Source organism: Microcoleus sp. C2D2, assembly GCF_036702495.1.
GTDB lineage: Bacteria > Cyanobacteriota > Cyanobacteriia > Cyanobacteriales > Microcoleaceae > Microcoleus.
In genome coordinates this window covers 1-12,780 of record NZ_JAUBTO010000187.1, presented here as the reverse complement: position 1 = coordinate 12,780, position 12,780 = coordinate 1, and the positions used below count along the sequence as shown (strand labels likewise).

General features: G+C 47.9%; 12 protein-coding genes and 1 tRNA gene. 8 read left to right on the top strand and 5 right to left on the bottom strand.

From position 1 onward, the window contains the following. Nucleotides 1–58 precede the first annotated feature (58 nt). Together QUB61_RS34135 and thyD are read right to left on the bottom strand one after the other, a co-directional pair. On the bottom strand, nucleotides 59–877 hold the full coding sequence (locus QUB61_RS34135) for a nucleotidyl transferase AbiEii/AbiGii toxin family protein (protein ID WP_333135056.1): 819 nt from the start codon (nucleotides 875–877) through the stop codon (nucleotides 59–61). A 146-nt stretch (nucleotides 878–1,023) separates the two neighbouring features. Continuing rightward, entirely contained in the window at nucleotides 1,024–1,950 is a 927-nt protein-coding gene (gene thyD, locus QUB61_RS34130) for a thylakoid membrane protein ThyD (protein ID WP_333135054.1), read from the bottom strand. A gap of 148 nt (nucleotides 1,951–2,098) precedes the next feature. Here thyD and QUB61_RS34125 point away from each other — a divergent pair, with 148 nt between their 5' ends. After that, complete coding sequence (locus QUB61_RS34125) at nucleotides 2,099–3,730, top strand: DUF3352 domain-containing protein (RefSeq protein WP_333135052.1); 1,632 nt, start codon at nucleotides 2,099–2,101, stop codon at nucleotides 3,728–3,730. Between the two features lie 193 nt (nucleotides 3,731–3,923). On the opposite strand, the gene QUB61_RS34120 is transcribed toward QUB61_RS34125, so the two are convergent. The 3 genes from QUB61_RS34120 to QUB61_RS34110 all read right to left on the bottom strand — a co-directional run bounded on the left by QUB61_RS34120 (nucleotide 3,924) and on the right by QUB61_RS34110 (nucleotide 5,215). Then, complete coding sequence (locus tag QUB61_RS34120; RefSeq protein WP_332984883.1) at nucleotides 3,924–4,121, bottom strand: hypothetical protein; 198 nt, start codon at nucleotides 4,119–4,121, stop codon at nucleotides 3,924–3,926. 198 nt (nucleotides 4,122–4,319) lie between these two features. Further along, nucleotides 4,320–4,736 carry a tetratricopeptide repeat protein gene (locus QUB61_RS34115; RefSeq protein WP_333135050.1) on the bottom strand — a complete coding sequence of 139 codons (417 nt, stop codon included), beginning with the start codon at nucleotides 4,734–4,736 and terminating at the stop codon, nucleotides 4,320–4,322. Nucleotides 4,737–4,861: 125 nt separating this feature from the next. Then, nucleotides 4,862–5,215 (bottom strand): HesB/IscA family protein, encoded by a 354-nt coding sequence (locus tag QUB61_RS34110; protein WP_172187584.1) that lies wholly within the window; start codon nucleotides 5,213–5,215, stop codon nucleotides 4,862–4,864. Between the two features lie 245 nt (nucleotides 5,216–5,460). On the opposite strand from QUB61_RS34110, the gene QUB61_RS34105 reads away from it, so the two are divergent. From QUB61_RS34105 to QUB61_RS34075, 7 genes are all read left to right on the top strand, one after another. Next, nucleotides 5,461–7,110 (top strand): DUF6930 domain-containing protein, encoded by a 1,650-nt coding sequence (locus QUB61_RS34105; protein WP_333135048.1) that lies wholly within the window; start codon nucleotides 5,461–5,463, stop codon nucleotides 7,108–7,110. Between the two features lie 171 nt (nucleotides 7,111–7,281). Next, entirely contained in the window at nucleotides 7,282–7,536 is a 255-nt protein-coding gene (locus tag QUB61_RS34100) for a hypothetical protein (RefSeq protein ID WP_333135046.1), read from the top strand. Beyond that, nucleotides 7,526–7,897, top strand: coding sequence for a type II toxin-antitoxin system PemK/MazF family toxin (locus tag QUB61_RS34095; protein ID WP_333135060.1), 372 nt, complete (start codon nucleotides 7,526–7,528; stop codon nucleotides 7,895–7,897). The genes QUB61_RS34100 and QUB61_RS34095 overlap by 11 nt, the downstream gene beginning before the upstream one ends. A 60-nt stretch (nucleotides 7,898–7,957) precedes the next feature. Then, nucleotides 7,958–9,394, top strand: coding sequence for a 9,9'-di-cis-zeta-carotene desaturase (gene zds / locus QUB61_RS34090; RefSeq protein WP_333135044.1), 1,437 nt, complete (start codon nucleotides 7,958–7,960; stop codon nucleotides 9,392–9,394). A gap of 176 nt (nucleotides 9,395–9,570) precedes the next feature. Then, the gene (locus tag QUB61_RS34085; RefSeq protein ID WP_333135042.1) at nucleotides 9,571–10,017 is read left to right on the top strand and encodes an SRPBCC family protein; all 447 of its coding nucleotides are present in this window, start codon (nucleotides 9,571–9,573) and stop codon (nucleotides 10,015–10,017) included. Between the two features lie 260 nt (nucleotides 10,018–10,277). Then, the gene (locus tag QUB61_RS34080; protein ID WP_333135040.1) at nucleotides 10,278–12,422 is read left to right on the top strand and encodes a protein kinase domain-containing protein; all 2,145 of its coding nucleotides are present in this window, start codon (nucleotides 10,278–10,280) and stop codon (nucleotides 12,420–12,422) included. Nucleotides 12,423–12,508: 86 nt separating this feature from the next. Next, nucleotides 12,509–12,582 (top strand) — tRNA-Val (locus QUB61_RS34075). Nucleotides 12,583–12,780: the final 198 nt, after the last annotated feature.

The following is a 12,780-nucleotide window of genomic DNA, read 5'->3' as shown; positions in this document are numbered from 1 at the left end:
GGCGTCCCGCCCGTCTTTTTTGGACGGGCGGGACGCCCATCCCACAAACTTGTGGAAGTTATTTAATTCTCATTCCTAACCTTTGCACAGCCAAGTCGATTAAATCTCTAGAATTTACCCGAGCGCCCGGCTGTCGATCGGCATTTGCCAACAACTTTTCTGCTATACTATCAATTTGATTCAAACAAGGAACAGGCGACCAATTTGGATAATTGGGTTCGCCCAACTCAATTCGCCCTTCACAAACCATCTCGAACTTAATAGTAGTCCCGTCAACAATAACAGGAAATCTTATCCCATACTGGTTCGCTTGAATATCGTTCGGGAGAACAATGCGTGAAGCCAAGCTATCCCCAAGGGAATCGCGATTAGCAAAAATCGCATCATAGCCTCCTTGGGCAACTTTTCGGCGCAGGAGACGGTAGCCATCATCCATCGGACACATAAAGTCAATATCCTGGCTCAACCGATATTCTCCGTGTTCCATACTTACCAGCGTTCCGCCCCCAAAATACGCCCGACATTCCTGTAGAAATTCGACATTCAAGTGGCTGAGTACAGTTAATATCTTTTGATGAATTTCGCGTTTAAACATTGCTTGAGAACTTACCCAATTTTCGGGAGTTTTTGGCGATCCACTGCTTCCCAGTTCCGCTATTAACCAAGATTGATGCTGTTGGCTAATTGCTTGAATAAAAGCCAGTTCCTCGGAGCTAGGTGTTCCCAACACTCCCCAATAATGCCAGCCGGATTCGTAGCGGCATAGCATTTCCTTGAAACTCAATTTTTTGACATCAGCAACTTGCCAGCAGATAGCTTGAAGAAATGGGAGTTCTGCGGGAACTTTAAATGCGGTTGCTATTTCTTGATTGTTCATCTGCTTTCGGCAAAAGCGAGGCAGAGCCTCTGGAACTGCGTTACCAGGCAGAGCCTGGTAACGAGGAATTTTGTTTTAGTCCGCGCAGGCGGACTTTGTTTGTGGAGCATCCGAATTCTATTCGGCGGGTTCTATTCCGTAGGTTCCTAACTTCCCGATAAAATCTCTTCGAGTGCTAATTTCAGTGTCGGATATTGATATTGAAAACCGCTAGCTAAAGTTTGTTTCGGCAACACTTTCTGCCCTTCCAAAACAACTTTTGCCCCGTCTCCCAACAGCAATTCTAAAGCAAAACTTGGCACCGGCAACCAAGAAGGTCGCTTTAAAACTTCCCCTAAAGTTTCACACAATTCATTCATCCGCACCGGATTCGGTGCTGTCGCATTCAAAACGCCTTGAACTTGCGAATTTTGCAAAGCATACAGAATTAAATCAACCACATCCTCGCGATGAACCCAAGAAAACCACTGTTTCCCAGTGCCCAGCGGCCCGCCTGCAAATAGTTTAAAAGCTGGCAGCATTTTTCCCAACGCGCCTCCCATTCCCAAAACTATCCCCAGCCGCAAAATTGCTAGCCGCGTTCCCGCATTTTTGGCAGGTTGGGCTGCTGCTTCCCAGTCTTTGCAAACTGCTGCTAAAAAATCGTTTCCCGCAGGGCTAGTTTCGTCAAACTCAGCGGTTTCGCTAGTTCCGTAATAGCCGATCGCCGATGCGCTAACAAACACCGATGGTCTAGGATTAGCATTGACGATCGCCTCGACCAATTTTGCCGTCGTCAGTTTGCGACTGTCCAGAATTGCTTGCTGGCGCGCCGGGGTCCACCTTTCCTCCGCAATGGGAACCCCGGCTAAATTTACAACACCGTCGCAGCCCGCGATCGACTTTTGCCAATCACCAGACTCTGCAGGAGTATAGGCAACAACTTCCAAATTCGGATAAGCTGAAGCCGGAAAAACTCGCAGGGCCCTCGCCGCATCCCTGCTCAAAACCACCACTTGATGTCCCGCAGCTTGCAGCTTCTCCACCAGCCGGCTACCTACAAATCCCGTTGCTCCCGCGATCGCTACTTTCATCTTTTACCAATAATGCACAGTTCTAGCAGTTTAGACGATCGTCCAAACTTGTTTTGAATTATACAAAAATAAAGAGCAGCCTCGATCGCCTCCCCACAAGCCAAGTGTATTTTCATTAAACTGATAAAGGACGCGAGGAACACAAACCATGCCTGCAAAAAAATCAAAGCTTCTAATTGCTGCCTCCATCGTCGCAGCAGGTAGCGCTGCGGTCTACTTTTACTTCCAGGGTTTGAGCCAACAAGTATCCAACCCTCAAGACAGCGCCAAAGTTGTACCCGACGAAGCAATGATGGCCGCATTCATCTCCCCCAATCCCCAAGCGCTGGCCGAGTTGCAGCGATTTGGCACGCCAGGGGCTCAAAAGTTGGTCGGCATGGGTTTGAAGACCTTTCAAGAACAAAGCTTGGCAGGCACTCAAATCGATTTTGACAGGGACTTAAAGCCTTGGGTGGGGGGGGTGATGGTCGCTTTGCTGCCCCCTGATGCTGCTGCGAAAACCGAGCCTCTTAAGCTGCTGGTTGTAGTCAGCGTCAAAAATAAAATTAGCGCTTGGAATTTTTCGAATAAATTAAAATCTCAGCCTGGTGCAATTACTCAAGAAACCGAGTATAAAGGAGTTAAAATTTCTGAGATTGCAGAGCCAACCGGCAAGCGCTACAGTGTGGCTTTGCTGAACGACCAATTAGTGATGGCTCCTTTGAGAAAGCCTCTGGAATTGGCGATCGATACTTTTAAAGGAGAACCCTCCCTCGCTACGCAGCAGAGCACAACTAAGTTTTTTGCAGATAGTGCTGGTGTCAATAATCCGATCGCAACTGTTTATATTGCTGACTATCCTGCTGCAATTGAGCAATTGAAAGCTAATTTGCCCGCAGATATCCAGTTGCCTTGGACAGTGTTTTCCCAGTTCAAACAAGTCAAGTCAATGGTCGCGGGAATTGGGGCGGACAGTGCGGGATTGAGGGTAAAAACTATTGCTCAGTTAGACCCTAAATTCGTGCAGCAAAATCCACAAGTCGCATCGAAATTGTTACCCAGATTTCCCGGCGAAACTATTGCTTTAGTCGGCGGCAAGGGACTAGATCGAATTTGGTCGCAAGCGAGGGCCCAGGCAAAAGATAGCCCGGACGTTGACAGGGGAGTTCAGCAGGTGAGGAGTAGTTTTAAACGGTTGGATTTGGATGCGGACCGTGATGTTTTTGGTTGGATGAACGGGGAATTTGCGATCGGGGCGATCGGTTCGGATCGAGGTATTTTGTCTCAGTTGGGGATGGGGGCGGCGATGATTTTTGAAACCAGCGATCGCCCTGCTGCAGAAGCAACTCTGAAAAAACTCGATGCGATCGCCAAAAGCAATCCTACAGTCAGCGTCGCCCCCAGACAAGTTCAAGGCAAAGAAGTTACCGAGTGGCAAATACCCCAGCAAGGCACTTTATTCGGGCACGGTTGGCTGAATGAAAATTCTGTCTTTGTAGCTTTCGGTGGTCCTTTAGTCGATGTGATTACTTCGACACCGCCCCAGCCGTTAAGCAGCAGTCCGAGTTTTCAGGCGATCGCCACTTCTTTGCCGCCAGTCAACCAAGGTTACTTTTACATAGATATGGAAAAAACCATGTCTTGGGCTAACCAATATTTGCTCGCAGTACAGCCAAATTTAGTTTCGCCGCCCGTCGCTGAATTGCTCAATTCTCTCCGAGGAATTAGCGTAGCCACAGCTTCTACAGAACCGACAACTGCTCAGCTTGAGATGCTTTTTGCCTTAAAATCTAACAATTAGGCAATGGGGAATTGCTAATTGGTAATCGGTAATCGGTAATCGGGAATTGGTAATTCTTCCTTAATTCCTCCTATCCGTTAAATCCCGATTCACTGCGCGTTGCCGGACTTTTTTATCACAAAAAAAAGATGCTGCCCTCCATGGAGGGCAGCTACTCAAATAAAGCATCTTAAAGTCTCTCAAAACTTCAGAATTAACCTTCAGACATTCCCGATTTATTCGGCAACTGCAAATCATCCGGATCTACATAGTGACAAACTGCTTTGTCCATGCAAATCAAGGCCCAGCCGGATTTATCGATGCTCATCAACTTATAAGAAGCTGGCTGAATAAAGAAACCTTTGTGGTTGCGGGTTGCGGGTTTGATGTTAACGTGGCTCTCTGTGCTCATGTTTTTAGAACTCCTAGATAGTTATCGTAGTAAAATCTGAAAACCGCTAAGCGGGTTTGTCAATCGTCTAAGTTTTCAAATACTAGCACTGACTTCCTGAGTTTTCCATAAAGTTATTTATTGATTTATTACGATCTCGTAATAAACCGCAAAGCCTATTTCGTTGCTCCCCGCCCCGCGATCGAATTGTTTGCGCAGTTACGGCTCCAGAAGCCACTGTTTAACCCGGGCGAGACTCTTCCAGTCCGGTTTTCTGCTTAATCCTTCTTCAAAATTTTTTTTAACTTCCTCGAGCAACTCTTCGGAAGCCATCAGCAGTTGCTGAGCCACTTCTACGTGGGGGCGCACTCCTTTTTCTTTGAGATCGAGGATTGCTACTGCTAGGTTGATGCGAGCTTGGGGGTCGTGAGGGTTCAATTTAACGGCGGTTTTTGCTGCCTTTTGAGCCGATGCGGGTTTATTTTCTAAAAGGTAGAGCCACGCGAGGCTAGCCCAGGCATTGCCATTTTTGGGAGCTTTTTCGCACACTTCTTTAAACACGGGGATCAGATTAGCCGGGGCTTCGCCAGCTTGGTAGCGATCGAAACCGTCTTTAAACAATTCTTCAGGGGTCATTCGATTTTAGATTTGGGATTTGAGATTTTAGATGGGAAAGAGCATTGGGTGCCGGACGCAGCAACGCAGTCCGAGGCATTCTCAGCAATTAGCAATTACCAATCCCCAATGCCCTATTTTGCGATTTATGTAGAAAAGGAACTGCCACAGCCGCAAGTTTGAGTTGCGTTGGGGTTAGTAAACTGAAAGCCGCCCCCGATCATAGCATCGCTGAAGTCGAGAACTAAACCGTAGAGATAAAGAATGCTCTTGCGATCGCAAACTACCTGAAAACCGTCGTAGTCGAACACTTCATCGTCGGATTTCACAGTGCTGGGGTCTGCGAAATCCATCACGTAAGACATACCAGAGCAGCCACCCTGGCGCACCCCTACCCGCAAGCAGAGGTCTTTACCTTGTTTTTCTCTCAGAGCTAAAACTTGACGGACAGCAGAGTCCGTCATTTGAATTCCCCGCTTTTGTGAAGTGGCTTGAGTCATAATTGGCCGAACTCCTGAGATTGTCTAATGCTAAGAGTTTAATCTTATGCCTCCATTGTACAGGCATTCGCCATCCGGCCTTGGGTTAGATGCTGAAGGCAGAATTTTTACCTTCTAATTTTTAATTCCCGTAGGGCCTCGTTCCCCAGCTTGATGTCCTCTCCCCCTATAGGGTTTATGATTGAGAAGCAGCGGTTGACCGGCTACCGGCACCGCAACAATGCTTCACCCAACGGGCTTACTCTATGGCAGCGCTGAATCGCTCTACTCTTCGTCGGTTACAAAACTTACCTCAAATTCCCAGCGTGTGGGAGGGCGACCGCCGACCCTTATCTAATGCTGACTCGCACATGATGCTAGAGGACGACGACGATCCAGAAGCCGGTGGCGAGTGCATTCTCTGGGTGGACGGCTCTGAAGGCGTCGTAAGGGCTATGGACATGGTAGGCCCAGATGCCGGCCCCGAGGCGATCGTCCGGGCCCTGCTACGGGCAATGGAACATCCCCAAAGTCCGGCCCCCGCAGTCCGCCCCCAAAAAATAGTAGTCAAAAACCGAGAGATTCAATTTTATCTGCGGGGCGTACTTCAAGATTTAGGCATTTCCATTGACTACGTGCCGGAATTGCCCCTAATTGACGAAATATTTCGCGGCATGGAAGAGGTGGCGATCAACAGACCTCCTGAGTTGCCCCCTCAGTATGCTGAAGTTTTAATCGAAAAAGCTGCTCACATTTGGCATGATGCTCCGTGGCGGACTTTGAGCGAACACCAAATTATATCTATTGAAATCAATCAGTGGGATGTCGCCAGCCTCTACGTGTCCGTATTGGGGCAAGGCAGAATGGATTACGGAGTTTTACTGTACCGCTCTCTAGAATCCTTGAAGCGGTTTCGAGAACGAGTCGTCAACGATGAATCTTTTGAAGATTTAGAACAGGCTTTTTTAGGGCAAGACTGTTTGTTTCTGACTTTTGAAAGTGCCGCCGATATTGATGAGGACGACGACGAAGAAATTGATTTAGCCGATTTGCCTCCATCGGAAATTGAACCAAATTTTGGCAACCTGCATCCTTTAGAAGGATTGCGATCGATTCTTTACGAAGAAGAAGCCTTAACGATGTTAGTTGCTCTCGAAGCATTTCACCGCTTTTTCCGCAACAGCCGCCGGAAATTGGGAGCAGAGACGTTTCCCAATCTCAACAGTCGCTACCGCATCCCAGTTCCGCAGTCTGACGGAGAAATTCAACAGGTATCCGTTAAAGTTTCGACAATGCCCGAGGTGTCCGACGAATTATTACAGATGCTCGGTGATGACGATGATGATGACGATGATGATGATGATGAATTTGAAATGCCACTGCTGCGGGACGATTTGGTGCCGCAAAATTCATTTTTGAGTCTCGGTGCCGTACCTTGGGAAACCGTAGAATTCCTGCGCACAAGTGTCCAGTTTCACCAAGCGGCAGAAGTTGATATTAATACCGCCGGAGATGGTTTGCCGGTGGTGATGATCCAAACTTCTCATCCGAAGGCGAAAACTATGATTCAGGATTTGAAAGAAGCTGGAGGGGTGAAGGCAATAGGTTTTAATCCGGGCGAAAATCCTTTTGAGGATGAGCAATACGACTTGGGTATTTTGCAAACTAAAAATGGGGATCTGTATTTGTTTGGGGAGTTTAATGAAAACGATCCGGTGCATCAGGAAGCTCGCCAAAAGTGGGAGCGTCGCTGTAAATTTACCAACGGTTGGTGCGGTTTGGTGATTGCTAAAGGCTTGATGGGTGCTTCTCGCGGTCAGCCTCAGTTTAAGGATATGGTCGCTTTGTTTGAGGTGCGCTGGGTGTCTGCTAAAGAGTTGGGAATTGGGCCGCTTCAGTTGATGCCGATGTTTTAAAGTTAGTTGACTGTTGACTGTTGACTGTTGACTGATGACTGATGACTGATGACTAATGACTAATGACTAATGACTAATGACTGTTGACTGTTGTGAGAAGGAAGAGGTAAAAGTAATTTGTAAGGTGCGCCGCAGCGCACCGTAGTTTTCAAATTATTCAGGAGAATGATTATGTCAAATTCTACTCAAAAGCGAGAAGTGTTAGTCGCCCTTGATGCTGAATTCGCTGATAAAATAGACCAACTTACTGATAATTGGACGGAGGCGATCGAACAAGCTCTCCGTCTCTGGTACGCTAAGCAAATAGAAGATAAGTTGCGGAAGTTTTATCAAAACCGCAGCCAAGAAGATATTGAGGATGAAAAAGAGTGGTTTAATTTTGTAGAGGAACAGATAGAAGAAGCATGGATTAGTGATGGACTCTAACTCAACACCGAATACTTATCCCCGCCAAGGTGAGATTTACCTTTCAAGAGCTTTGCGTCAGTTAGGAGATACCAAAAAAAGACCTGTAGTTGTGGTTTCTCCCGATATCCGCAATGAGTTGACCGATTCTGTAATTGTTGTTCCTTTCACAAGTAACCTTGCAGGAGTAGAAAATCCTACTCGTGTCTTGATTCCTGCGGGTGAGGGAGGATTGCAAGCTGATTCTCTAGCTGTATGTGAAAACGTTTCTGCTTTGCGGCAGACATTCCTAGAACAAGGCCCTTACGGTCACATTAGTGCTGATGTCCTAGCAAGAATTCAGAGGGCTATACAAGTGTCGATCGGCATTTATGAACTTTGAATGTTTCGGAAATTATAAATTTTGTTACAATTGGTAAAAATACTGTAAAGGATAGGTAAAATGCGGGTTGCGATCGCAGGTGCGGGACTGGCTGGAATGACCACAGCAGTCGATTTAGTGGATGCCGGCCACGAAGTAGAAATTTTTGAATCCCGCCCCTTTGTCGGCGGCAAAGTCGGCAGTTGGGTAGATCCCGACGGCAATCACGTTGAAATGGGTTTGCACGTCTTCTTCGGCTGCTATTATAACTTATTTGCCCTGATGAAAAAAGTGGGAGCTTTTGACGATTTGCTCCTCAAAGAACACGTCCACACTTTTATTAATCGAGGCGGCGAAACCGGTTCTTTAGATTTTCGCTTTCCCGTGGGTGCTCCTTTGCACGGTTTGAAGGCGTTTTTCACGACATCTCAGCTATCTGTACAAGACAAAATTCAAAATGCGATCGCCCTGGGAACTAGCCCGATCGTCCGAGGTTTGATAGACTTTGAGGGGGCAATGAAAACTATCCGCGATTTGGATAAAGTTAGCTTTGCTGACTGGTTCCGCAACCAAGGTGGCAACCAAAACTCGCTCAAAAGAATGTGGAATCCGATTGCCTACGCACTGGGTTTTATCGACACTGAAAATATTTCTGCCCGGTGTATGTTGACAATATTCCAATTCTTTGCATCAAAAACCGAAGCCTCTGTCATGCGGATGCTAGCTGGTTCTCCCAACGAATATTTGCACAAACCAATTGTGGAATATTTGGAAAAGAAAGGAGCAAAAATTTACACGCGGCGCCGAGTCCGAGAAATTCAGTTTGAAGAAAGCGAAGAAACCCGCGTCACAGGCTTGGTAGTAGCTAACGGCGAAACAGAAGAAAAGATTACCGCAGACGCTTACGTTTTCGCCTGCGACGTGCCAGGAATTCAGAAAATATTGCCCCCAGCTTGGCGCAAATGGTCGGAATTTGACAACATTTATAAGTTAGATGCGGTGCCAGTTGCTACAGTACAATTGCGGTTCGACGGTTGGGTAACGGAACTGGAAGACGAAGCCAAGCGCAAACAGTTAAGCCACGCTGTAGGAATCGATAATTTGCTATATTCAGCAGATGCAGATTTTTCTTGTTTTGCAGATTTGGCACTGACAAGTCCCAAGGATTATTATCAAGAAGGACAAGGTTCGCTGCTGCAGTTGGTGCTGACACCGGGAGATCCGTTTATTAAACAAAGCAATGAGGCGATTGCCCAACACGTACTTAAGCAAGTTCAGGATTTATTCCCGTCAGCGCGGGAATTAAACATGACTTGGTACAGTGTAGTTAAGCTCGCTCAATCTTTGTATCGCGAAGCACCGGGAATGGATGTTTTCCGCCCTGCTCAAAAAACTCCGATCGCCAATTTCTTTCTAGCAGGAAGTTACACTCAGCAAGACTACATTGATAGTATGGAAGGAGCGACACTTTCAGGCCATCAAGCGGCTAAGGCAATTCTCGCAGCTTACAGCCATTAGTCATTAGTCTTCTATCGTTTTCTCTCGTTCCCAGGCAGAGCCTGGGAATGCCTATCAGGAGGCTCCGCCTCCAGTATTTAGACAGAAAACGCGAGGCAGAGCAAGAGTGAAATGCGTTACCAGGCAGAGCCTGGGAACCAGAAATCTAAAATCTAAAATCTAAAATCTAAAATCGCATGACTGATTGGTTAGAACACAGCGTCCAAATAGAAGTAGCAATTCCCATCGAATTAGCGTGGCAACTCTGGTCAGACTTAGAGCAAATGCCGCGCTGGATGAAGTGGATCGAATCAGTTCGCATTCTCGAAGACAACCCGGAATTGTCGCGCTGGAAACTCGCAACTGGCGGGTTAGAATTTAGCTGGCTTTCTCGGATTCTCAAAGTAGTGCCCAATCAGATAATTCAGTGGGAATCGGTAGACGGTTTGCCAAATCGGGGTGCGATCAGATTTTACGATCGCAAAAACAGCAGCATTGTCAAACTGACGGTAGCTTATGGAGTTCCCGGCTGGCTGGCAAAATTGATGGACAATTCATTTCTAGCGCGAGTAGTTGAATCGACTCTTATGGCTGACTTGGAAAGGTTTAAAGAGTATGCTCTGAAAGTTAAGGCGACTTCTTAAATTATGAAGATTAAAGTCATCACTACTAACCAGTTTGTAGTAAGGACTTCAGTCCTTTAATTTCTAATTTAGGACTTAGGCACCCGAACAAAGAAACCGGGTTTTTGAACCGAGATTGAAAGTTTGAAGCAAATATTTTGGTTCAAAAGCCCGGTTTCTGGTCGCCCGTGCGTCCAGGACTATAATTCTAACGCGAGAGTCGATCGGTCTTTTGCCTCAGTATCATAGACATATGCTGCTGATTCCTTCTCGCTTCAGTTATGAGTTACTGTCTAAACCCCGCCTGTCAAAACCCGCAAAATGCCGATCGTACCCAATTCTGCCTGAATTGCGGCTCCAAACTGTTGCTGAGAGAGCGTTACCGCGCCATCAAACCCCTCGGGCGCGGCGGTTTCGGCCGCACTTTTTTAGCAATAGACCAAGACAAACCCTCAAAACCGCGCTGTGCAATTAAACAGTTTTTCCCGCTATCCCAAGGTACCAGCAGCAGCGAGAAAGCAGCAGAATTATTCAACCGAGAAGCGGTGCGGCTGGACGAGTTGGGGAAACACCCGCAAATTCCCGAACTGCTGGCGCACTTTCAACAGGAACGCTATCAGTATTTGGTACAGGAATTTATAGAAGGTCAGAATTTACAGGAAGAGTTGGCGCGGACTGGGCCTTTTAGCGAAAGTCAGATTCTCAGTCTGCTGAAGGATTTATTGCCAGTATTGCAGTTCGTGCACGATCGCAGTGTAATTCACCGAGATATTAAACCGCCCAATATTATCCGGCGTCGCATTTCTCAAACTCCGATCGTTTATACTTACCCAACATTAACCGGGGAATTAGTTTTAGTTGATTTTGGCGCTGCCAAACTTGTGGAGGGTTTGAGAGAAACCGGTACAGTCATCGGTTCTCCCGAATTCGTCGCGCCGGAACAAATTAGAGGTCAAGCGGTTTATGCCAGTGATTTGTATAGTTTGGGAGTAACTTGCATTTATTTGCTGACTCAAATATCTCCTTTTGATTTGTTCGATATCAATCAAGATGCTTGGGTTTGGCGAGACTTTTTGAAAGTTCCAATCGATCCGAAATTAAGTCGCATTCTCGACAAAATGATCGAACCAAGTCTCAGTCGCCGCTACAAATCTGTAGCTGAGGTATTGAAAGATTTGCAGCCGCCGACTGCGGCGGCGCAGGTTCCGACTCCGGCGCCGAGGGCAATTCCCGTGCCGCAGAGGACGCCTGTGGTGCAGAATGCAGTGCCGCCAACGGTTGCAGGCACAATTATACCTGTGCCGCAGATGCAGCGGGTTGTACCCGCACGCGCGCCTACTTGGAGGTGTGTTCATACTCTGGTAGGGCATTCTAATGCTGTCACCTCGGTAGCTTTCAGTCCTGATGGCGCGACTTTAGCTAGCGGCAGTGAGGACAAGACGATTGAGATGTGGAAGTTGGATGCGGGTAAGCGGTGGTACACTCTTACGGGTCATTCTGACTGGGTGACTTGTGTGGCGTTTAGTCCTGATGGCGCGACTTTGGCTAGTGGCGGCCGGGACAAAATGATTCATATTTGGGATTTGAATAAGGGTAAGTGGTGGTACGCTTTGGCTGGTCATTCTGACAGGGTTGCTGCTGTGGCGTTTAGTCGGGATGGTCAGGTTTTGGCTAGCGGCTGTCGGGACAAAACTGTGCAGTTGTGGAATTTGAATAAGGGAAGGCCGATGTCGGCTTTGACCGGTCACGCTGGCGGGGTGGAGGCGGTGGCTTTTAGTGCTGGCGGGGAGTTTTTGGCCAGTGGCAGTCGGGACAAGACTGTGCAGTTGTGGGATTGGCAAAATGGTCGATCGATTTGTACTCTGGCCGAGCACGGGGATTGGGTGCGGGCGATCGTTTTTGCTTCGACCCCCCCCAGCCCCCCCTTGGTAAGGGGGGGAGTAGGAGAGGGATTGACTTCCTCTGTGTCCCCTGCCGGCCCGACCCCCCCCAGCCCCCCCTTGGTAAGGGGGGGAGTAGGAGAGGGATTGACTTCCTCTGTGTCCCCTGCCGGTCAGCCCCCCCCCAGCCCCCCCTTGGTAAGGGGGGGAGTAGGAGAGGGATTGATTTTGGCCAGCGGCAGTCGGGACGGTACGGCGAAGCTGTGGCGGGTGGATGCACAGGGGCGAGGGACGCTGTTGCGGAGTATGAGGGACAATTCTGGGGATGTTTTGTGTGTGGCGTTCAGTCCCGATGGTCGGGTTTTGGCGACGGGGAGTCGGGATGGCACGATTTATTTGTGGGATGCGGGTACGGGGGGTTTGCTGGAAATTCTGACGGGCCACGGGGGAGAGGTTTTGTCGCTGGCGTTTAGTGCTGATGGGGGGAGTTTGGCTAGCGGTGCGGGCGATCGAACTGTGAAGATTTGGCGGGGGATTGGGCATTAGGGGCGATGTCAAGAGTGCCGGCTTAAAAAATCTCATATTTATGCTTGACAGGCGATCGAATGTTGTGCTACATTAGGAATTCGTGAGGACGCATAGCTCAGTTGGTTAGAGCACTACGTTGACATCGTAGGGGTCACTGGTTCGAGTCCAGTTGTGTCCATACCTAAAACCCGCCCACCAAGCGGGTTTTGTTGTTTCTACAACCAAACTCCTAGATTTGGCATTCTCAATTAGGGGTGACAGAATATGTCAAGGTCAGAAATTGACTGGGATAAATCTGCGATCATTACTCACAAGTTAAGCTAAAAGCACTATTGTCAATGAGTAAAATTACTCATCTTTTACCTGTTGACCCAAT